The organism is Variovorax sp. UC122_21, from assembly GCF_044056785.1.
In the GTDB taxonomy this organism is placed as follows: Bacteria; Pseudomonadota; Gammaproteobacteria; order Burkholderiales; family Burkholderiaceae_C; genus Variovorax.
Window position 1 is genome coordinate 3,038,811 of the sequence record NZ_CP172004.1, and the last position, 21,315, is coordinate 3,060,125.

The 21,315-nt window shown below is 71.9% G+C and carries 14 protein-coding genes and 3 pseudogenes; 5 read left to right on the top strand and 12 right to left on the bottom strand.

The genetic code is table 11. From position 1 onward, the window contains the following. Nucleotides 1-4: 4 nt before the first annotated feature. The 3 genes and pseudogenes from ACHMXE_RS26700 (at nucleotide 5) to ACHMXE_RS26710 (ending at nucleotide 1,429) form a co-directional block, all read left to right on the top strand. On the top strand, nucleotides 5-373 hold the full coding sequence (locus tag ACHMXE_RS26700) for a TIGR04076 family protein (protein ID WP_395352350.1): 369 nt from the start codon (nucleotides 5-7) through the stop codon (nucleotides 371-373). 47 nt (nucleotides 374-420) lie between these two features. Continuing rightward, nucleotides 421-1,017: pseudogene (locus ACHMXE_RS26705) on the top strand (aldo/keto reductase); the annotation flags it as partial. Between the two features lie 154 nt (nucleotides 1,018-1,171). After that, nucleotides 1,172-1,429: a hypothetical protein gene (locus ACHMXE_RS26710; protein ID WP_395352831.1), complete on the top strand. Its 258-nt coding sequence runs from the start codon at nucleotides 1,172-1,174 to the stop codon at nucleotides 1,427-1,429. Nucleotides 1,430-1,444: 15 nt separating this feature from the next. On the opposite strand, the gene ACHMXE_RS26715 is transcribed toward ACHMXE_RS26710, so the two are convergent. Further along, nucleotides 1,445-1,855, bottom strand: coding sequence for a PPC domain-containing DNA-binding protein (locus tag ACHMXE_RS26715; protein WP_395352352.1), 411 nt, complete (start codon nucleotides 1,853-1,855; stop codon nucleotides 1,445-1,447). 13 nt (nucleotides 1,856-1,868) lie between these two features. Further along, nucleotides 1,869-3,538, bottom strand: a pseudogene (pgm, locus tag ACHMXE_RS26720) (phosphoglucomutase (alpha-D-glucose-1,6-bisphosphate-dependent)). Between the two features lie 269 nt (nucleotides 3,539-3,807). Here pgm and ACHMXE_RS26725 point away from each other — a divergent pair. Beyond that, entirely contained in the window at nucleotides 3,808-4,143 is a 336-nt protein-coding gene (locus ACHMXE_RS26725) for a hypothetical protein (protein WP_395352354.1), read from the top strand. A 222-nt stretch (nucleotides 4,144-4,365) separates the two neighbouring features. Then, nucleotides 4,366-5,721, top strand: coding sequence for a bifunctional diguanylate cyclase/phosphodiesterase (locus tag ACHMXE_RS26730; RefSeq protein WP_209541495.1), 1,356 nt, complete (start codon nucleotides 4,366-4,368; stop codon nucleotides 5,719-5,721). Between the two features lie 52 nt (nucleotides 5,722-5,773). Here the strand turns inward: ACHMXE_RS26730 and ACHMXE_RS26735 are convergent, their stop codons facing one another. From ACHMXE_RS26735 to ACHMXE_RS26780, 10 genes and pseudogenes are all read right to left on the bottom strand, one after another. Further along, nucleotides 5,774-8,260, bottom strand: a complete 2,487-nt coding sequence (locus tag ACHMXE_RS26735; RefSeq protein ID WP_395352356.1) for a cellulose synthase subunit BcsC-related outer membrane protein — start codon at nucleotides 8,258-8,260, stop codon at nucleotides 5,774-5,776. An 8-nt stretch (nucleotides 8,261-8,268) separates the two neighbouring features. After that, complete coding sequence (locus tag ACHMXE_RS26740) at nucleotides 8,269-10,128, bottom strand: tetratricopeptide repeat protein (RefSeq protein WP_395352358.1); 1,860 nt, start codon at nucleotides 10,126-10,128, stop codon at nucleotides 8,269-8,271. After that, nucleotides 10,104-11,348 (bottom strand): cellulose synthase complex periplasmic endoglucanase BcsZ, encoded by a 1,245-nt coding sequence (gene bcsZ / locus ACHMXE_RS26745; protein ID WP_395352360.1) that lies wholly within the window; start codon nucleotides 11,346-11,348, stop codon nucleotides 10,104-10,106. Before bcsZ ends, ACHMXE_RS26740 begins: the two co-directional genes overlap by 25 nt. Before the next feature lie 29 nt (nucleotides 11,349-11,377). Beyond that, nucleotides 11,378-13,795 carry a cellulose biosynthesis cyclic di-GMP-binding regulatory protein BcsB gene (bcsB, locus tag ACHMXE_RS26750; RefSeq protein ID WP_395352362.1) on the bottom strand — a complete coding sequence of 806 codons (2,418 nt, stop codon included), beginning with the start codon at nucleotides 13,793-13,795 and terminating at the stop codon, nucleotides 11,378-11,380. After that, entirely contained in the window at nucleotides 13,792-16,023 is a 2,232-nt protein-coding gene (bcsA, locus tag ACHMXE_RS26755; protein ID WP_203201097.1) for a UDP-forming cellulose synthase catalytic subunit, read from the bottom strand. The genes bcsB and bcsA overlap by 4 nt, the downstream gene beginning before the upstream one ends. After that, nucleotides 16,020-16,847 carry a cellulose biosynthesis protein BcsQ gene (gene bcsQ, locus ACHMXE_RS26760; protein WP_203201096.1) on the bottom strand — a complete coding sequence of 276 codons (828 nt, stop codon included), beginning with the start codon at nucleotides 16,845-16,847 and terminating at the stop codon, nucleotides 16,020-16,022. Before bcsQ ends, bcsA begins: the two co-directional genes overlap by 4 nt. 2 nt (nucleotides 16,848-16,849) lie before the next feature. Then, a complete protein-coding gene (locus tag ACHMXE_RS26765) occupies nucleotides 16,850-17,437 on the bottom strand; it encodes a hypothetical protein (protein ID WP_395352365.1) in 588 nt (195 codons plus the stop codon). Further along, a complete protein-coding gene (gene bcsD, locus ACHMXE_RS26770) occupies nucleotides 17,434-17,829 on the bottom strand; it encodes a cellulose biosynthesis protein BcsD (protein ID WP_395352367.1) in 396 nt (131 codons plus the stop codon). Before bcsD ends, ACHMXE_RS26765 begins: the two co-directional genes overlap by 4 nt. Before the next feature lie 406 nt (nucleotides 17,830-18,235). Continuing rightward, complete coding sequence (locus tag ACHMXE_RS26775; protein ID WP_395352369.1) at nucleotides 18,236-19,732, bottom strand: diguanylate cyclase; 1,497 nt, start codon at nucleotides 19,730-19,732, stop codon at nucleotides 18,236-18,238. 534 nt (nucleotides 19,733-20,266) lie between these two features. Continuing rightward, nucleotides 20,267-21,285: pseudogene (locus tag ACHMXE_RS26780) on the bottom strand (GGDEF domain-containing protein). Nucleotides 21,286-21,315 lie beyond the last annotated feature (30 nt).

Genomic DNA, 21,315 nt, shown 5'->3' on the forward strand with positions numbered 1-21,315 from the left:
TCCCATGAGCACACCGACCGATCCCGCCGCCGAGCGCAGCTTCACGCTGCACGACCTGCGCGTCGAGGTGGTCGCGCCAGAGGGCGCGCGCATCTACTGCGGCCAGCCCGGCGACCACTTCGAGCTGCGCGGCGAGATGCTGCGTTGCCCGCCGGGGCAGGGCTTCTCGATCTATTCGCTGGGCGCGGTGCTGCCGCTGCTGGCCGCCAAGCAGCGCGCCACCGACGGCAACGACTGGATGAGCACCGACGCCGAGATCGCCTGCCCCGATCCGAACTGCCCCTCGCGCCTGCGCATCACGCGCATCGGCACGCGCGTCTTCCGCCACGCCGACACCACGGCCGTGGTCCACCCTTCCGACCTTCGACCATGAGCACCGTCCCCCGCACCGAACTCGCCCCCGGCTATTCCATCTCGCGCATGCTCAAGGGCGGCTGGCAGCTCGCCGGCGGCCATGGCGGCATCGACCGCGCCGCGGCCATCGCCGACATGTCGGCCTACTACCAGGCCGGCATCACCACCTTCGACTGCGCCGACATCTACACCGGCGTCGAGGAGCTGATCGGCGAATTCCGCCGCGAGCACCGCGCGCGCCACGGCGCCGACAGCCTCGCGCAGCTGCGCGTGCACACCAAGTTCGTGCCCGACCTCGCGCTGCTGCCGAGCATCGACAAGCAGCAGGTCGAACAGACCATCGACCGCTCGCTGCGCCGCCTCGGCGTGGAGCGGCTCGACCTGGTGCAGTTCCACTGGTGGGACTACCGCGTGCCGCGCTATGTCGAGGTCGCGCACTGGCTGGCCGAGCTGCAGCGCGCCGGCAAGATCGAACTGCTGGGCGGCACCAACTTCGACACGCCGCGCGCGCGCGAGCTGGGCGACGCCGGCCTGCCGCTGCGCAGCATGCAGGTGCAGTACTCGCTGCTCGACCAGCGGCCGCGCGCGCGGCTCGCGCCCTGGTGCGCGCAGGCCGGCGTGAAGCTGCTGTGCTACGGCAGCGTGGCCGGCGGTTTTCTCTCGGAGCGCTGGCTCGGCGCGAGCGAACCGGTCGAGCCGCTCGAGAACCGCTCGCTCGTCAAGTACAAGCTGATCATCGACGACTTCGGCGGCTGGGGAGCTGTTCCAGGCGCTGCTGCAGGCGCTGCAGAAGATCGCGCGGCGGCACGGCACCTCGCTGTCGGCGGTCGCGATGCGCTGGGTGCTCGCGCAGCCCGAGGTGGCGGCCGTGATCGTCGGCGTGCGCCGCGGCGACCATCTGCCCCGACCATCTGCGCATGCTCGCCTTGGAGCTCGATGCGGCCGACCTCGCGGCGCTCGACGCCGTGCTCGCGCAGCGCCGCCCGACAGCGGCGATGTCTACGAGGTCGAGCGCGACATCGAGGGGCGGCATGGCCGCGTCATGAAGTACGACCTCAACGACAAGCCGCACTGAACAACCCGACCCGGCTCAGTCGCGATCCAGCGCTCTCGCGTACATCCTCAGTTCGGCATAGCCCGTGGCCTCGTCGTGCTCGCGCGAGAAGCGCCATTCGGGCAGCAATGCCAACAACACTTCTGCGGTGGTGCGCACCACGCAGCCCGGCGCCGCATGGCCGCCCCAGACGCGGCCCTGCGCGTCCGCCACGCTGATGTGCAGGTGCGAGCCCGTGGGCGAGAGCGAGCCCGCGAGCGTGAGGATCTCGAGGTCGCCCTCGAGCGCCGTGGGCTCGGGCGCGCCCGCGAAGCGCACGCGCGCGCCGTGCAGGCTGCCGATGCCCGAGAGCACGAAGGCCGCGTCCACCGCCTGCTGCGCGAGCACGCGGTCGAGCGCCGCGCGCAGGTCGTCGCCGGGCGAGAGGCGCAGGGGCAACGTGCGCATTGCGCGACCGGTGTCAGGGCGCGGCGAGCGCGCCGTCGACCACCTGCTGCGCCTCCTCGAGGATGCGCGCCAGGTGCTCCGGGCCCTGGAAGCTCTCGCCGTAGATCTTGTAGATGTTCTCGGTGCCCGAGGGACGCGCCGCGAACCAGCCGTTCTCGGTGATCACCTTCACGCCGCCGATGGCCGCGCCGTTGCCGGGCGCATGGCTCAGCACCTCGACGATCTTCTCGCCCGCGAGCTCGGTCGAGCGGAGCTGCGCGGGCGACAGGCTCGACAGCCGCTTCTTCTGCTCGACCGTGGCGGCCGCGTCGACGCGGTCGGAGACCGGCCGGCCCAGCGCCTGCGTGAGCTCGGCATAGCGCTCGCCCGGATCGCGCCCGGTGCGCGCGGCGATCTCGGCCGACAGCAGCGCCGGCACGATGCCGTCCTTGTCGGTGGTCCAGGCGGTGCCGTCGCGGCGCAGGAAGGTCGCGCCCGCGCTCTCCTCGCCGCCGAAGGCCAGCGAGCCGTCGACCAGCCCGTCGACGAACCACTTGAAGCCCACCGGCACCTCGTAGAGCCGGCGGCCCAGGCGCTGGGCCACGCGGTCGATCATGCGGCTGCTGACCACCGTCTTGCCCACGGCCGCGGCCGCGGGCCAGCCGGGGCGGTGCGTGTAGAGGTAGTCGATCATCACCGCGAGGTAGCTGTTGGGCTGCATCAGGCCGCTGCTGCCCGCCACCACGCCGTGGCGGTCGTGGTCGGTGTCGCAGGCGAAGGCGATGCCGAAGCGGTCCTTGAGCGCGATCAGCTGGTGCATCGCATCGGGCGAGGACGGGTCCATGCGGATGCGGCCGTCCCAGTCGAGCGACATGAAGCGGAAGGTCGGGTCGACCTCCTGGCTCAGCACCGTCAGGCGCGAGAGCTTGTAGCGCTCGGCGATCGCGGGCCAGTAGTGCACGCCCGCGCCGCCCAGCGGATCGACGCCCAGCGCGATCGGCACGTCGCGGATGGCGTCCATGTCGAGCACCTGCGCCAGGTCCTCGACGTAGGTGTTGAGGTAGTCGTGCCGGTGGGTGGTCGAGGCCTGGAGCGCCTGCGCCAGCGGCAGGCGCTTCACGCCCTGCAGGCCGTTGGCCAGGAAGCCGTTGGCCGCGGCCTCGACCGCCGAGGTGATGTCGGTGCCGGCCGGGCCGCCATTGGGCGGGTTGTATTGAAGCCGCCGCTCTCGGGCGGGTTGTGCGAGGGCGTGATCACGATGCCGTCGGCCAGTCCGCTGCTGCGGCCGCGGTTGTAGACCAGGATCGCGTGCGAGACGGCGGGCGTGGGCGTGTATTCGTCGTCCTGCGAGAGCATCAGCTCGACGCCGTTGGCCGCCAGCACCTCGACCGCGCTGTTGAAGGCCGGCGTCGACAGCGCATGGGTGTCGATGCCGAGGAACAGCGGGCCGTCGATGCCCTTCTGGCGCCGGTAGTCGCAGATCGCCTGGCTGATCGCGAGCACGTGCCATTCGTTGAAGCCGTTGTCGAAGGACGAGCCGCGGTGGCCCGAGGTGCCGAAGGCCACGCGCTGCGCGGCCACCGAGGGATCGGGCCGCCCGCTGTAGTAGGCCGAGATCAGCCGCGGCACGTTCACCAGCAGGTCGTGCGGCGCGGGTTGACCGGGGAGGGCGGCGGGTGCCGCGGTCTTGGAGGCAGGGCTCATCGGGATGTGTCCAGGGTTCGGGAGGAGTCGGCGCCGGGCCGGGTGCGCCTAGGATACGGTGGCGAGCGCCGGCGGCACAGTCGGAGAGGGGCGTGTCTCGCCGCTGGACCCGTTGCCTCGGCGCATGCCAAGATGGCGCAAACGTTTTCCCTCCTGAAACCGGGAGGGAGATCGTGAATTTTGTCGATACTTTTGTTTTCGTTTCCGCGAGATCGCCGAAATTCGCGGTCGCGGCCGACTAAGCTACGCCCCGTTCAAGGAACCCCCGAATGCGCATCCACGGCCGACACTGGCTTTCTCTCGCGGCGCTGCTCCTGCTGGCCGCCGGCTGCCAGGCGCCGCCCAAGGACCGTCCGCTCACCTCCGAAGTGCCGGAGCCGCCGGCCTTCGCGCCGCCGCCCGACAGCTGCCTGGCCGAAGGCGTGCGCTTCGCGCTGGGCCTGCGCGTCACCGCCGCGCTTCTCGAGGAAATGCGCCAGCGCAGCGGCGCGAAGTCCGCGCGCACCGTGCTCGCCACCGACCCGCCCGACCCGGCGCTCGATCCGACCCGGCTCAACGTGAGGGTCGAACCCTCGGGCCGCATCGTGGGGGCGAGCTGCCAATAAGAAGAGAACGCAGAGAGAGCCGAGCCCGCCGCTTCGATCCCGCTTCCCCGTGCCAGGGCACCCATTCGTGAATGCTTTGGTCCTGTTTCGATGCCTCGGTGTTGCGCGAGAACCGCGAACGTAACAATTCGCCCGCCCGGATCGCTCCACGGTCAGTTTTGAGAGAACAATAGATTGCGATTTTCCGGACTCAGCCCTTTGTCGACCAAGCAACCTCCCGCCATGGCCCTGCCGGATTCCGGACTCAACCGCCTTCCGCCCGATGAGGTGCTGCGCCCGCTGCTGGCCGACTGGGCCCGCGAGGGCAAGCGGCTGGCCATCGTCTGCTTCATCGACCTCGATCGTTTCGCCGACGTGAACCAGCGCCTGGGCATGGCCGGCGGCAACGCCGCGCTCGAGGAAGCGCGCCGCCGCCTCAAGGCCCAGCTGCCGCGCGAGGGCCTGATCGCGCATGTGGGCGGCGACGAGTTCGCGGCCGTGTTCGCGGGCATCGGCAATTCGCAGTGCCACCAGGTGCTCGAGCGCATGCTGACCGCGCTGTCCGAACCCTGGGAATGGCGCGGCCACGCCGTCAGCCTCGAGGCCAGCCTCGGCGCGCGGCTGCTCGACGCCAGCGGTCCGCCGCCCGAGCTCGCGCTGCGCCAGGCCAGCCACGCGGCCTTCTTCGCCAAGCGCGCGGGCGACGGCCGGGTGCATTACTTCGACGCGCCGCAGGCCCATGCCGACGAGCAGATGGTGCGCGCGCGCCAGCGCATCCAGGAAGGCCTGGAGCGCGACGAATTCTTCCTCTGCTACCAGCCCAAGGTCGACATGCAGCGCGGCGTGATGGTCGGCGTCGAGGCGCTGATCCGCTGGCAGCATCCCGAGCGCGGCCTGCTGCAGCCCGGGCAGTTCGTGCCGCTGACCGAGGGCGACGAGCTCGCCGAGCGCATGGGCGACTGGGTGATCGGCGCGGCGCTGCGGCAGGCGCATGAATGGCGCTCGGCAGGCCTGCGCACCGCGATCAGCGTGAACGTGAGCCCGCGCCACATGATGCGCTGGGACTTCGTCGACCGGCTCGCGCAGCATCTGGCGCAGTTCCCCAAGCTCGGCGCCGGCACGCTCGAGCTCGAGATCCTCGAGACCACCGCCATCAGCAAGTTCTCCACCGTGGCCCGCTTCGTCGAGGCCTGCAAGGGCCTGGGCGTGCCGGTGGCCATCGACGACTTCGGCACCGGCTATTCCTCGCTGACCTATCTGCGCCAGCTGCCCGTGTCCTCGGTCAAGATCGACCAGTCCTTCATCCGCGGCATGCTCGAGAGCGAGCAGGACCGCGCGATCGTGCAGGGCATCCTCGCGCTGCTCAAGGCGCTGGGCCGCACGCCCGTGGCCGAGGGGGTCGAGACGCTCGATCTGGGCGAGGCGCTGCTCGAGATGGGCTGCACCTTGGCCCAGGGTTACGGCATCTCGATGCCGCTGTCGGCCTGCGACATCCCGCAGTGGGTCAAGGACTTCGAGCGCGTGCCGCTGTGGGGTCCGCACCAGCACCGCGCGCAGGCGGTGCTGCCCGCGGCGGGACCGTCGACCGCGGGCGGCTGAGCCCTCCAACAAAACGAAAGCCGCGCGAGCCCCTCGGGGCCGCGCGGCTTCTTCATGGGCCGTCGCCGATCAGAGCAGCGGCGTGTACGGCGACACCAGCGGCCGCAGCGTCGTGCCCGTGGGCACGCCCAGCGTGCTCGAGCCGTCGAACACGTAGCGCAGGTAGAGGCTGCCGGTGAACTGCCGGTAGTCCTGCGCGTTGTTCAGGCCGATCGAGCCGCCCCAGGTACATCTTCGGCGCGAGCTGGTATTCGAGCACCGCGGCGAGGTTGTAGGCCAGGCCGGTCTTCGAGGTCTTCGGATAGCGGCCGTTGTAGATCGTGTTGGTGAGCCCGAGCGCCGCCGCGCCGGCGGCGGCGCGGCCGGCGTCGCCGTTGCGGCTGCTGTCGGTCGGGAAGTAGGGCGCTTCCTTCTGGTTGAAGGCCTGCACGCCCAGCGAGGCATTGACGCGCCACGACAGCCGGTTGTTGCGCCCGCTCCAGTCCACCGGCAACGCGAGGCTCACGAAGCTCTGCGGGCTGAAGTAGCCGCCATGCCCGAAGGTGTAGTAGCTGAGGTTCTTGTCGTAGCCCATGATGCCGAGGTTGAGCCCCAGCGTGAGCTTGTTGCCCGGCTCGCTCAGCAGGTGGATGTAGCTGCCGCCGCCGATCTCGAAGCGCGAGTTGCTCGCCACGTTCTTGCCCGTGAGGCCGTGCAGCGCGCCGTAGCCGTAGAAGCCGTAGGTGCCGTCGTCGTAGCCGATGTCGCCACGGGCGCCGGTCGCGACCACGCCGCCCCAGCGCTCGCCGGTGCGTTCGTCCTTTGCGCCCGCGAAGGACAGCAGGCTGTCGGTGACCGGCCGGCGCGACAGGTCGGCCTTGTACGACCACGAGTCGCCGAAGGCGCCCTTGAAGCTGACGTTGCCGATCAGGTTGACCTGCTGGAAGCCCAGCGGCGTGGTGCCGATGCTGGCGCCGAAGTTCTTGCCCTCGTAGCCCACGCTCAGGCCCAGGCCCGAGGCGTTCTGCTGGCCGGCCGTGGTGCCGTTGACCAGGCCCGTGAAGGCCGCGCCGGGCCCGCCGCCGAAACGGCTGGCGGTGGCCCAGTCGCCCGCGGGCGAACCGGCATCGAGGAAGGTGGGCGTGACGCCCACGACGATCTTGCCGTCGCCGACCGGGAAGCGGGCCTCGAACGGAATCTCGAAGTCGGTCAGCCGGCTCAGCCCGGCCTCGCCGGCGCGGTTGCGGAACACGGTGCCCGCGGTGAAGGACACCGAGCGCGCGGCCTCGAGTTCGCGCAGTTCCGCCGCGGCCGAGTCGACCGGCGGCTGGGCGCGCGGTGCCGCATTCCAGCCGAGGTCGGCCGGCGCCGAACCGGGGCGCGGCAGCGGCAGCAGGCCGCCGCCTTGCGCATAGGCCTGCGGCGCCTGGGCATAGACCGGGGGCAGCGATGTCTGCGTGCCGGGCACGGGGTACTGCTGCAACGGCGGTGCGATATAGGCCGTGGCCTGGGGTGTGTTGGCCGTGCGCGCGGCGGTGCGCGTGTTCGCGGCGGGCGCGGCGGTGCCGGTGGTGCGGCGGCCCTTGGCGTTGTTGGCCGCGGGCTGCGTGCCCGTGGGCCACGGCGTCGCGCCTGGATAGGCGGTGTTCGCGGGCGCGGCGGGATAGGCCGGGTACTGCACCGGATTGCTCGCGGGGTAACTGGCGGGGTAACTGGCGGGATAGGCGGCCGCGGGCGCCGCCGCCGCATAGGCCACCGGCTGCATCCGTGCCTGGGCGAAGGGATTGCCACCGGCGCCCGCAGGCACTGGCAGCGCGGCGCGCGCGGCGCCGCCGGTCATGCCGGCGAAGGGGTTGGCGGGCGGCAGGCCGCCCGGCACGCCGGGCGCGCCGGGCGAACCGCCGGCCGCGAGCCGGCTGTCGGCCTCGACCGCGGCGCGCAGGTACTGCTCGGCCTTGCGGCTGTCGCCGGCATTGCGGTAGACGCGGCCGGCCGCGGTCAGCACGCGCGATTCGTCGGGCGCCTGCTTGAGCGCGGCCATCACGTAGCTCTCGGCATCGGCATGGTTGCGCTGCGCGCTCGCGCTCGCTGCGGCGGCCAGCAGGGTGTCGAGGTCGGTCGGGCTGCGCTGCAGCACGCGCTGGTAGAGCGCCAGCGCCTGGCCTTCGTCGCGCGCGGCCGAATACAGGCGCGCGAGCGCGGCCAGCGCCTTCGGATCGTCGGGCTGCTCGGCCAGCACCGGCGCCATCGCGTTGTAGGCGGCCTCGAGGTTGCCGGCCTCGCGCAGCGCGTCGGTCTGGCGCAGCGCGTAGGCGATGCGCAGCGCGTCGAAGTCGGCGCGCTGGGAAGAGGTCATGCTGGTGCTCGCGAGCTGGCGCAGCACGGCCGACAGCTCGATGTCCTGGCGCGTCTTGAGCAGCACCGAGGCATAGAGCAGGCGGTTGGCCACGGTCGGCGTCGGCGTGCGCGCGAGCAGCTGGCGGCTCATCGCGAGGGCGCGCGGCGCGTCGCCGATGTCGGCATAGGCGCCCGCGAGCTGGCCGAAGATCTCGCTCGGCATGTCGCTGCTCAGCGAGGCCTCGGCCTGCCCAGCAGCTGGCGCGCGGCGTCGACCTGGCCCTGGCGCGCGAGTGCCTGCGCGCGCTGCGCCTGCGACTGGGCCCAGAGCCGGCGCTGCAGCGCGGCCATCTCGCGGGTGCGCGAGCCGGCCGGGATGCGTTCGAGGTACTGCATGCCGGCGGCGGCGTCGCCGGTCTCGGAGGCCAGCAGGGCGCTCGCGAACAGCGCGTCGGGCATGTCGGGCTGCGACATCAGCAGGCCCTCCATCACGCCGCGCGCCTCGGCCACCAGGCCCTGGCGGCGGTAGATGTTGGCGAGGTCCAGCCGCACCCACGGGCTGTCGGGTGCGGCGAGCATCGCGTCCTCGAGCGTGCGCTGCGCGCCGGCCGCGTCGCCGGCATCGGCCTGCTGCTTGGCCTTGGCGCGTGCCTGCTCGACCTGGATGTCGCGCAGGCCGCCGAGCTGGGCCGCCTGCTCGGGCGTGAGGCGGCGCGAGAGTTCGAGCGCCTCGTCGGCGCGGCCCTGGCGGCCCAGCACGGCGATCAGGCCGCGCAGGGCCTGGCCGTCCGAGGGCTTGCTTTCGAGCACGCGGCGGTAGCCCTGTTCGGCCTGCGGCAGTTCGCCGGCGGCGGCGCGCAGGTCGGCCAGCGCGACCTGGCCCACGGGTTCGCGCGCGTCGATGCGCACCGCGCGCTCGAGCAGCGACTGCGCGCCGCGCAGGTCGTTGCGGCCTTGCGCGGCGCGGGCCTGGTTCACGAGGTTCCAGTAGGTGGCGCTCTGCAGCGCCGAATTCCACTTGGTGTTGCCGCCACGCGCGGCCTGCTCGAGGTACTGCTGCGCCTCGGCGAAGCGCTCCTGGCGCAGCCGCACCAGGCCGAGGCCGCCGAGCGCCTCGCTGTCGTCGGCCTTGGCGCGCAGCGCCTGCTGGAAGCGCTGCTCGGCGGTCGCCGGGTCGCCGCGGTCGAGCGCGCGGTAGCCCTCGCCGAGCGGCACGCCCGGGCCGGAGGCCGCGGTCGTGCGGCCGCTCTCGAGCGCCTCGAGGCGCGCGGCCACGGCCGTGTCGTTCTGGTTGTTGGCGAGGAACTCGCGGTACAGCGGCATGTCGGGCGCGCGCGCGTCGAGCCAGATCAGCGCCTGGCGCCAGCTCGCGCGCGCGGCCGCGCCCACGGTCGGCTGCTTCGAGAGTTCAGCCAGGCTGCGGATGCCTTCGCGCCGCGTGGCCTCGCTGTAGGTGCGCAGCTGCGCGAGCGCGAGCTTGTAGCTGGCGTTCTCGGGGTATTCGCGTACCAGCTGCTCGATGCCGCGGCGGCCTTCGTCGGCGCCCTGCGGCGTGCTGCTCAGCGTCTGGTAGTACTCGAGCGCCAGCGCCTCGGGCGGCGGCCGGTTGTCGAACTGGTCGCGGTAAAGCTGCACCGCCTCGGACGCGCGGCCGGCGCGCGCCGCCGCGCGGGCGCGTTGCAGCAGGCTGCCCTGGCCGGGGTTCTGTGCCTGCTGCTGCAGGCGCGACAGGCGCGGATCGTTGGGCGCGGCCGTGCGCAGCCGCGCGATCCAGCTGCGCGCCGGCTCGGCGTTGCCGCGCGAGAGCTCGACCTGCGCCATGCCGTACATCGCGTCGGCCGACTGCGGGTTGACGCTCAGCAGCTTGCGCCAGCTCTCCTCGGCGAGGTCGGCGCGGCCCTGCGACTGCCAGTAGTTGCCCTGTTCGATCAGGGCGGTGGCGGCGTCGGCCTGCGCATGCGCGGGGTTGGCGGCACCGAGCGTGGCGAACAGGCCCAGGCAGGCCAGCCAGCGCGCGGAGGGCAGGCCCGCCGGAGCGCGGCGCAACCGGGTCGGACGCGGCGATGTCATGCCGTGCGGGTGGGTCGACATAGCAGTCTCCATGAGGTTTGCAGCTGGCCGTTCCGAAGGAACTGGTAGCGCCCGTCGAGCCAGGCCTGGCCGAAGAGCAGCAGCATCTGTTCGTAGTAGGGAAGCAGGGCGGTCGACGGCTGGCCGTCGGCGCGCGAATTGGGCAGGCGCGCCACCTCGGTGGCCAGCGCCTCGGGCATGTCCTGCGCCTTCAGGTAGGGCAGCATCGCGCCGGCGAAACCCAGCGGGCCCATGCCGCGCACGGTGCCGGTGGCGGTGTCGACCAGCTCGGGGATCGGCTGCCGGTCGGCCAGCAGCCGCTTCGGGCCGGACAGGGCCTGCAGCAGCGCACGGCGGTCGGGCGACTGCTCGGGCAGCATGCCGGCCCAGAGGTAGACGCGGATCGCGTCGTAGCTGCCGACCGTGCCCTTCTCGGGATCGGCGACGAAGGCGCGGGCATCTTCGGACCAGGCGCACCAGTCGGGCGAGAAGCCGCGCGGCGCCGTGGCCGCGAGCAGGCGCACCGTGTTGTCGGCCACCGCGGCCCAGGGGCCCTGCGGATCGGCGTGCTGGAAATAGCGCAGCAGCTGCAGCGGCATGTAGCTCGGGTTGAGCCGCCACACCGAGCCGCTGGCCACCGACTTGGGCCAGGGCAGCAGCATGCGGCCGAAGCCGGACAGCGAGACCACTTCCTCGCGCGCCACCAGCGCCAGCAGGCTGCGGCCCATGCTGGCGTAGCGCGGCTCGCTCCAGAGCCGGCCGGCTTCCATCAGCGCATAGGCGATCCAGAGGTCGGCGTCGGAGGCGGGATTCGGATCGAGCACGCCCCAGCCGCCGCCGGGCTTGCGGCCCCACTGCCAGGCCGGCAGGTTCTTCGCGATGCTGCCGCTGGCGAGGTTGGTCTCGGCCCAGCCCAGCACGCGCGCGAACAGCTCGCGGTCGTTGTGGACCAGCGCGAAGAACATGGCGTAGGACTGGCCCTCGGAGGTCGAGTGCTGCTGCGCCGAGTTGAAGTCGATCACGCGGCCGTCGCGCTGGACGTGGCGCACGACGAAGGCGTTCCAGTCGGCGGCGGGATGGCAGGTGGCGGGCATCGGCGCGGCGGGTGGCGCGGAAGGAGCGGCCTGCGCGGCCGCGCGCGTGCCGGTCCAGGCCAGCGCGGACGCGGCCATCGCCGCGAACAGCGAGCGGCGCTGCCGGTCGGGAACGGAAGAGGGAAGCGTGGGCTTCGAACCTGGCATCGTGGGGCGGGTCTCCGGGGCGCGGGTCGTCACTTGAGGCGGCGGCGCGCGCGAATCTGCAGGCTGGCATAGGCCACCGCAGCGCCGATCACGGCCAGCAGCACCACCAGGGCCGCCAGCAGCAGCGGGCTGCGCGAGAGGTTCCATTGCAGCCAGGCGATCGGCGGCAGGCGGCCGACGTAGTAGGTGTCGCTGCCGAGCACGCTGTGCACCTGCGCGTCGCGCACGATGGCCATGCTGCCCTGCACGCGCTTGAGCAGGTCGGGCGTCATCAGCGCGTTGAGCAGCGCATCCTTCGAGGTGCCGTTGGAGATCGCGGCGACCACGCTGCGGCCGCTGCGCAGCGGCGACTCGAAGCCGGCGAGCACCGCATCGCGGCCGTCGTCGCTGACCGCGATCTGCATCGAGCCCGGCAAGTCCTCGCGGGTGCGCGCGCCGATCACGAAGTCGATCGCGCTGTCGATCCAGCTCGCGAGCTTGAACTGCGGCGAGCCGTCGCCGCTGCCGTTGGCGGCCGCGGCGCGCTTGAGCGGCATGCGCTCGGCCCACTGGGTGAACAGCGGCTGGTTCTGCAGGTTGCCGATCACCAGCAGGTCCTTGTCGGCCCACTGCGAGACCTCGGCCGAGCGGCCCACCTTCACGCGCAGCACCGGGTAGCCGGTGGCGCGGCCGATCTGGCCCATCAGGCCGAGGTAGGTCTCGGTGTCGGAGGTGTCGGCCTGGTCGGGCAGGATCACCGCGGTGTCCGACAGGTCGGCCATGCGCGAGAACGGGAAGCCGCCGTTGGCGTAGGCCGCGAGCTCGGGCATGGCGATGAAGTGCGGGAAGCCCGAGACGTCGATCTTCGAGGTCGGGTCGATCGAGCCGCGCACGTTGTCGAGCTGCGGGATGCAGCGGCCGGCCACGGGCTCGAAGTAGTAGTGCAGCCGCAGCTGGCTGCGCGGGCCCAGTGCCAGCGGCGGCAGGATCACTTCCTTGCGCTCGGCCAGGGTGCCGTCGGGCATCAGCTTGACGGCCAGCGGGTTGTACCAGCGGTCGCCGGCCGGGTTGGCCGAGCGCAGCGGGATCGCGCCGATGAAGTTCTCGTTGACGTTGACGTTGAGCGTCGACTGGTCGGGCCGCACGCGCGGCGTGTAGCGGTACAGCAGGTCGAGCGGGATGCCGCGGCTGCGCCAGGTGAACAGGTCGGGCGGCAGCTGCAGGTTGACCCGCACCACATCGGGGTTGTAGCCGGTCACCGAGAGGTCGGCCGCGGTCGTGAGCTCGCCGAACTGCAGCGGCCGGTCGCTGGGCACCCAGCGCGGCGCGTCGTAGGGCTTGCGCGCCGGCGGCTCCTGGAAGGCGGCGATCGCGCTGGTCGCGCCCGACAGCGCGCGGCTGTTGAGCGCCAGCGAGGCGGCGGCGGTGCGCAGCTCGTTGGCGTCGCGGCCCATCACCAGCAGCAGCTTGGCGGTCGGGTCCTGCGGATGGTCGACCACGGCCAGCGCCGGGCCCTGGATCGAGGGCAGCACCAGGCCGGGCAGGCTGGTCTCGGGGGTGGCGAACACCACCGCGTGGCCGCTGGGCAGCTGGCCGCGCGAGACCGGGAACACCGCGCCGCGGTAGTCGGCGAGCGCGCCGAACCACGACGACAGCACGCCCGCGGCCTCGAGCAGCGGGCCCGACTCGGCGCTGCCGAAGACGAAGGGAATGCGCGCGCGGCGCACGTCGCGGCGGTCGAAGAAGGGCTGCGGCAGCGTCGCGAGGTCGTTGGTCAGCTTGAGCGGCGAGACGTTCAGGCGCAAGGTGCTCGAGGCGTCGATGCGCGCCCACAGGCTGGTGTGGGCCGGGTCCTCGCAGTCGCGCGTGTAGTGGCCGATCAGCTCGACGTTGATGCGGTTGAACTCGGTGATCAGGCGCCGGTCGATCGGGATGTCGGCCGTCTGCGGCTTGCCGCCGTCGGCGCGGCTCACCGGCAGCGTGGCGACCAGCACGTCGTTGACCGTCACCTTCAGGTGCGACAGCTCGGGGATCAGCGAGGGCGAGTAGGCGTAGTTGAGGCGGAACGAGGCCGAGGTCACCAGCTCGTCGGCGCGGATGTTGAACGGGATGCCGATGGTGCCGCTGATGCCGCGCAGCTGGATCGCGTAGTCGATGCCCAGCTGCGTGAGGTTGAGCTCGCGCACCGTGCCGCCGGCCGCGGCCGTGCTGGCGACGGGCACCGGCACCGCGGACGCGCCGGGCAGTTGCTGCGGCGGCAGCGCGAGCGTGGGCACGGCGGCCGGCGCGATCGTGGGCACGGTCGCCGGTGCGAAGGCCGGCGCGGCCGCCGCGGGTGCTCCCGGGCGCTGCTGCTGCGTCGAGGCCGTGCCGGCCGCGGTCAGCGCGAGCAGGGCCAGCACGGCGCCGGCGGCCGGACGGAAGGAGGGGGCGGCGCCGCGGCGCGGCGCTTTCGAGGTGATCGTCACGCGGGTTCCTTCTTCGTTCCGACAGAGCGCTTGGGCAGCCGCAACCGCGAGAGGCCGGCTCGGTAGTAATGGGAGAACATGTCCTTGAAGCCGACCAGGCTGATGCTCGTCAGGTGGGCCAGCACGCGGTGCACGCCCACGCGCGGATGGTTGCCCCAGCGCGCGGCCCAAATGTCGGCGCGCGCGGTCGTGCACTGCACCAGCGCGCGCTCCTGCGCGAAGCTCATCGGCGCGAAGCGGATGCCCAGGCGCTTGCCGTTGCTGAAGCGCACGGTGGCCGGGAAGCGCGATTCCGCGTCGCCGCGGAACAGCGCCACCTCGATCGGTTCGTCGGGCGCCAGCTTGACCTCGGTCGGCAGCTCGAGGCCCAGGCCGCCGGTCGAGAAGTCGAAGGTGTTGCAGCGCATCGAGTGGCCGTTGGCGAAGTACAGCGCCGCCGGCACGTCGAGCGTCACGCGGTGGGCGGCACGCACCTGGCGCGACTCGTTGGCCGCCGCCACGCAGGCGCCGAGGATCATGAGGTTGTAGATGGTCCAGGCCAGGTTCAGCCACACGGTGGCGATGTTCTGCGGATCGACCCAGGTCAGGCGCCAGATGCCGAGCGCCACGCCGATGAAGTTCAGCGCCAGCAGCACCAGGCTGGCCTTCGCGATCGAGGTGTCGAAGTACTGCTCCTGGATCAGGCCGCCCTTGGCCGTCACGTTGAAGCTGCCGAGCTTGGGATTGATCAGCGCCACCAGCGTGGGCCGGAAGATGTACCAGGCCAGCACCGCCTCGTAGACCTCGTTCCACAGCAGGTAGCGGAAGCGCCCCTGTATTCGGCTGTTGGTCAGGTTGGCGTGCAGGATGTGCGGCAGCGCGAAGGCGAAGATCATCGATGCCGAGGCATGGATCACGCTCGCGCCGAAGTACAGGTAGGCCAGCGGCGCCGTCAGGTAGATGAGCCGCGGCAGCCCGTACAGGAAGTGCAGCATCGCGTTGAGGTAGCACAGCCGCTGCGCCCAATGCAGCCCGCGGCCGAAGAGCGGGTTGTCGACGCGGAAGATCTGCGCCATGCCGCGCGCCCAGCGGATGCGCTGGCCCACGTGGCCCGACAGGCTTTCGGTCGCGAGGCCCGCGGCCTGCGGCAGCGCGAGGTAGGCGGTGTTCCAGCCGCGGCGGTGCATCTTCAGCGCGGTGTGGGCGTCCTCGGTCACGGTCTCGACCGCGATGCCGCCGACCTCCTCGACCGCCGTGCGGCGCAGCACCGCGCACGAACCGCAGAAGAAGCTGGCGTTCCAGAGGTCGTTGCCGTCCTGGATCAGGCCGTAGAACAGCTCGCCCTCGTTCGGCACCGTGCCGAAGGTGTCGAGGTTGCGCTCGAAGGGGTCGGCCGAGAAGAAATAGTGGGGCAGCTGGACCATGGCCAGCTTCGCATCGCGGTTGAACCAGCCCATCGCGATCTGCATGAACGAGCGCGTGGGGATGTGGTCGCAGTCGAAGATCGCGACGAACTCGGCGCTGGTGTTCTTGAGCGCGGCATTGATGTTGCCGGCCTTGGCGTGGCGGTTGTTGTCGCGCGTGACGTGGGTCACGCCCACGGCATCGCAGAACTCGCGGAACTCGGGGCGCCGGCCGTCGTCGAGCACGTAGATCTTGATCTTGTCGCGCGGCCAGTCGATGGCCTGCGCGGCCAGCACCGTCGGGCGCACCACCGACATCGGCTCGTTGTAGGTCGGGATGAACAGGTCGATGGTCGGCCACTCGGCCGGGTCCGCGGGCAGCGGCGAGGGCTTGCGGCCCAGCGGCCAGGCGGTCTGGACGTAGCCCAGCAGCAGCACCACGAAGGCGTAGAGCTCGGCCATGAGCAGGCCCACGCCCAGCACCAGGTCGACGATGTTGTCCATGTACATCGTCTCGGTGATGCGCCAGTAGGTGTAGCGCGAGGAGACGATCACCGACAGCAGCATCAGCACCAGGCCCGCGAAATGGCCGCGGAAGCGGTTCACGAACATGGCGGCCAGGAAGATGCCGACCGACAGCACCAGCTGCTGCTCGAAGGTCATGGGCGCGATGATCAGCGCCGGCGCCGCCGTCAGCAGGACCAGCCAGCCCAGCAGCCGCACGGGCCACAGGCGCAGGAAGGCCGGCGCGGGTCGCGGCGGGCGGTCGGCGCCCAGCGGGGTGTCGGGCGAGGGAGGCGGCGCGGAGTCCGCCTCGGATGCCGGCTGCGCCTTGCTGCTGCTCATCGGGACTCCATCTGCCAGGCCGGATCGGCCGCGGGCTGTGCGTGGGCGGTGCGCATCGCGGCGGCCGCGGCGATGCGCGCCAGCAGCCGGTCGGCGCACACCGAGAGGTCCTGCGCCGCCTGGCTCAGGGGCGCGTAGCGGTGCACCGGCAGCGCCGAGGCCAGCGCCTCGGACACCGATTCGTCCTGGTGCAGCACGCCCAGCAGTTCCGACTGCAGGCGCGCGCGCAGCATCTCGAACACGTCGTGGTTGAGCCGGCGGCTCGGCGCCACCTGGTTCACCACGTAGGCGCTGCCGCCGTAGTCGGCGCGCGGGCGGCAGTACTTGTCGACCATGCGCTCGATGATCGGCAGCGTGGCGAAGGAGCCGGCATCGGCCAGCACCGTGACCACGCAGAAGTTCGCCGTGCGCAGCGCCTGCTGCATGTAGACCGTGGGGCCGGGCGGCGTGTCGAGCACCACCAGCGTGTCGTCGGGCAGCGCGAAGCGCGCGAGCGTGTCGCCGAGCCAGCCGGGGTAGCGCGCGAGCTGCTGCTCGAGCTCGATCTGCTGTTCGTCGTCGACCGTGCCGAAGGGCAGCACCACCGTGCCGCCATGGCCGGGGCGCATCGCCTGCGTCCAGGTCAGCTGGCCGGCCGCGACCTCGGCCAGGCCCTCGACGCACTGGTGCGGATCGTTGGCGAGGTGGAAGCGCAGCGCGTTCTGCGGATCGAGGTCGACCGCCAGCACGTGGTGGCCGCGTTCGGCGAGCACGGTGCTCAGGTTGGCGGCGACGGTGGTCTTGCCAACACCGCCCTTGGATGAAATGACGGGGATGACGACCATGGTCACGTCGGCCGGCGCCAGCGTGACATGGGGCCCGGCGGAGGCTCGGGGCGCTGCGGTCCCGCCAGGCGCGCGAACAGCGCGTCCAGCTCGGTCGGGCTCCGTGCATCCGAGGCGGGAGGTGTCGGCGTGGCGGTGGAGGGATGGGCCGGGGCGGGCCCCGGGACGAAGGCGGGTGCCGGCCGCGCGGCGGCCCAGGCGGGCACGGGCTGGGCGGGCGGCGGAACGGCCGGCGCGGGGCCGAACGGGCTCGCGAGCGGCGCGACCGGCCGCGCGGGCGGCATGACCGCGGCCGGAGCCGGCGCGGGGCGAACCGCCATGGGCGGTGCGATGACCGGAGCCGGTGGCGGCACGGGCGCGGAGTGCACCACGGGTTTCACCGGCGGGATCGGCGCAGCGGGCGGCGGCGGCAGCGGAGCCGGCGCTTCGGGCGCGCGCTCGATCGGCGCGCCCGACAGCAACGGCCAGCCGGCACGGCCATCGCCGTCGGTCGGCTCGGGCGGTGCGAATTCCTTGTAGACATGCGAATCGCCACCGAACTTGCGGAACAGTCCGGCCACGTCCTCGGCCGAGGGATCGTCGTTGCTCATGGGGAAGACCTCGCCAATCGGAGTTCGATCACCGCGCCGGGCTGCGGATGGGACGGCAGCGCCTGCACCCGCAGCGAGGCGGGCAGCCGCTGGCTGCCGAACCAGGTCTGGTAGACGCCTTCGAAGAAGCCGCTGCTCCAGCCGGTGGATTCGGGCCCGAAAGCCATGGCCAGCGGGCTGCAGGCATGGCGGATGCGCAGGCCGTCGTTCTCTTCGCGCAAGGTGCCGTAGCCCCAGTCGATGCTGTCCCAGCGGGCGTTGAACTCGGCTTCCAGTTCCGCCAGGCTCGCGCAGGGAGGCACCGGAAAGGTGCGCGCCACGTTCTCGCCGATCCGGAAGAAAAGCTGGTGCAGATCCTCGGGCGGAAGCCCGGCGGCGAGCTCGGCTGCCATGCCGCGATTGAATGCGAGCCACTGCGCGCTGCAGGCCCGGCGTTCAAAGTGTTCGATGACCCCGTTTGTTTCTTCCATGCTGGGGCATTCTCTGGGAATGGTTAACGATTGACAACAATCGTTTACTGAGTTGGTATTAGTTCACGGCTGATTGTCGGGAATTCGTGACGAAGCAGTCGCTTTCCGGTCTGTTCCGTTCTGTGCGGTTCGCGGCCGTTCGCTTCCAGGCGGGTTGGTCGCATCGAACCGGTAACTTAGGCGTTACGTATTCGTCAGCCAAATGGATTCGCTGGATCCGGGGTTTCCCCAGGAACCGTGAATTAGTGGGCTTTTCGCGGTCGCACCGGCTTTTTCATGGGCTGGCGGGTTGGCGATGAAATCCTGCCGATGTCGAGAGTCGGCCGGTTCAGCCCGACATGCGCTCGGCCGGCGCGGAGCCCGCCCGGACCACGCCGCGCCCCGCCGTCTTGGCCGCATAGCAGGCCTCGTCGGCCGCATGCAGCCAGGCGTCCACGCTCAGGGTCTGCGGCGTGAGGCTGGCCACGCCGATGCTCGCGCCGATGCGCAGGTCCGCGGGCAGCGAGGGCATGGCGATCTCGGCGATCGAGGTCACGATGGCCTCGGCCACGCGCACCGCATCGGCATGGCGGCAGCGCTCGAGCAGCAGCACGAACTCGTCGCCGCCCAGCCGCGCCGCGAGGTCGCCCGCGCGCACCCGCGAGGCGATGGCGCGGGCGGCCGCGCGCAGCATGGCGTCGCCGGTCAGGTGGCCGCCGGTGTCGTTCACGCGCTTGAAGTTGTCGAGATCGATGAAGACCATGGCGGCCGGCATGGTGCCCGGCAGGCCCGCGATCAGCCGCTGCGCATGGGCCTCGAAGCGCTGGCGGTTGGCCAGCCCGGTCAGGCTGTCGTGCGCGGCCGACCACTCGAGCGCCGCCTGGGTGCGGCGCTGCTGGTCGATGTCGGTCAGGATCCAGATCGTGCCGAGCTCCATGCGCGCCGCGTCCACCGGCTTGCTGCGCAGCCGGGCCCAGAAGCGGCTGCCGTCGGGCCGCTGCACCTGGCATTCGCCCACGTAGGCCTGGTCGGCGCCGAAGGCCAGCGCCTCGAGCGCCGCCAGCGGGGTCTCGCCGGGCTCGGGCGGCACCAGCACCTTGCCGGTCGAGCGGCCCAGCAGGTCCTCGCGCGCGCAGCCCAGCAGCCGGCAGAGCTCATCGCTCGCGAGGTCGAAGCGGCCGTCGCGCACCAGCGCGATGCCGACCGGCGCCGCGCGCATCACCGAGCCGAGCTTGGCGATGCTCTCGCTGTTGAGGCGCTCGAGCTCGGCGCGCTGGATGCCCACGCGCCGCAGCACGTTGCCGAGCTGGCCGATCTCGCCGCCCGCGCGCGGCCAGCCATCGGCCGCGCCCATGCTGCCGTCGAACAGGTGCTGGGCGCGCCGTTCCAGCAGCCTTAGCGGCCGCAGGCCCCACCACAGCAGGCCGAGCAGTCCCAGCGCCAGCGGCAGGCCGATCAGGCCGGCCCAGCGCAGCGACTGCGCGCGCGCGGCGGCGAAGGGCGCGGTCAGCTCCGACTGGGGCCGGGCACGCCACACCATCCAGTCGGGCCCGGCCACGCCGGCGGCGCTGGCGATCTCGCCGGGCTGCGGCAGCGCCACGCCCGCGGGTTCCATCGGGCTGCGCTCGGCGGTCCAGGCCTTGAAGGCCTGCGCCAGGCGCGGCTCGTCGGCGAGCGAGCCCATGATGCGGCTGTGGTCGGGGTGCGCGAGCACGCGGCCGTCGAGCGTGGTGACGACCAGCAGCGCGCTGTCGTCGCCGGCCTGCGGGTCGACCAGGCCGTCGAGCAGGTCGCGGCTGGACAGCCGCAGCACCCCGCCCGAACACCGCGTAGATGCCCGACGCATTGCGCGCGGGCTGGGTGAAGACCACGATCGGCTCGCCAGACAGCGGGCCGCTCAGCGGTTCCGACACGATCGCCCGGCCCTCGGCCAGGGTGCGGCGGAAGTAGTTGCGCTGGGTCAGCGGCAGCGGCGGGCGCGAGACGCCGGTCTCGGCATCGACCAGGATGCGCACCTCGCCGTCGGGCCGCGCGATGTAGAGCACGGTGAAGAGCCCGCGCAGGATCGGCTTGCTGTCCATGAAGCGCGCGAGCGCCGCGGGGTCGTTCAGCGTGGCCTCGTCGAGCGATTCGGAAACCGACAGCAGCGCGCGCTGCAGCTGGACCACGCTGCGCGAGAGCAGGGCGGCGGTACGGGCCGACTCGCCGAGTTCGCGCTGCTGCTGCGCGGCGAGCAGGTCGCGTTCGGCGATGCCCAGCAGCACGCTGGTGCTCAGTGCGATGCCCACGGCCAGCGCCACGATGCCGCCCAGGGTGAGGCGGACCTTCGAGCGATCCGAACACGCGCTCGAGGCGCCCGCGTGGCCGGCCGATCATCAGCTCATCCGTGCGGTCGGCCGCTGCGCCCGCGCTTGTCCAGGTACATCGCGGCATCGGCCAGGCGCAGCGCCTCCTCGGCCGTGGTGAAGCGCGGATCGACCGACACCGCGCCCACGCTGGCGCCTTCGTAGCCGATACGGACCGTGCCGAGATGGAAATCGCCGACCGTGGCCGCCGCCACGCGCTGGCCGAGCGCCTCGGCCGCGGCCGGCGACTCGCCGCCCGCGAGCGCGGGGCCCGGGCCGACCACCACGAACTCGTCGCCGCCCAGGCGCGCCAGCAGGTCGCCGGCGCGCAGCGTGGCGTGCAGCCGGCGCGCGATCTCCACCAGGAAGTCGTCGCCGGTCTCGTGGCCGTGCACGTCGTTGATCTTCTTGAAGCCGTCGAGATCGACGAAGGCGACCAGCACGCCGGTACCGTCGCGCTGGCCCTGCGCCAGCAGGCGGCGCAGCCCGTCGAGGAAGGCGCGCCGGTTCGGCAGGCCGGTCAGGGCGTCGGTCGCGGCATGGGTGGCGAGCTCGGCGTTGGCCTCCGACAGCTGCTGGAACAGCCGCTCGCGCTCGACCTGGTGGCCGATCAGCCGCGCGAACAGGCCCAGCACGTTGCTGGCATTGGCCGGCAGCGGCTGGCGCTCGCCGCTGGCCGCGCACAGCGTGCCGTAGAGGCCGCCGCTGTCGGTGCGCACCGGGGTGCTCACATAGGTCTGGATGCCGAGCTCGCGCGCGGCGTCCGATCACCCCGGCATTCGGCGACGTTGTCGGTGTAGACGCGGCCCTCGTCGAGGGCGCGCTTGCACAGGGTGTCGCCCCAGGGCACCGCAAGGCCTTCGGGAATCTGCAGCTGGCGCACGTTGCGCGCGTAGAGGATGTGCTGGAGCCCGTGCTCCAGGTCGATGCGCGTGAGATAGGTCGATTCCAGGCCGGTCACGGCCTCGAGCATCTCGAGCATGGGACGGGTCAGATCCTCGAGGGTCCTGGCCGACGATACGGAACTCGAAAGCTGGGTCAGCAATGTGTCCATGGGGTCCATTCTGCCTTTTGGACAGAAAAA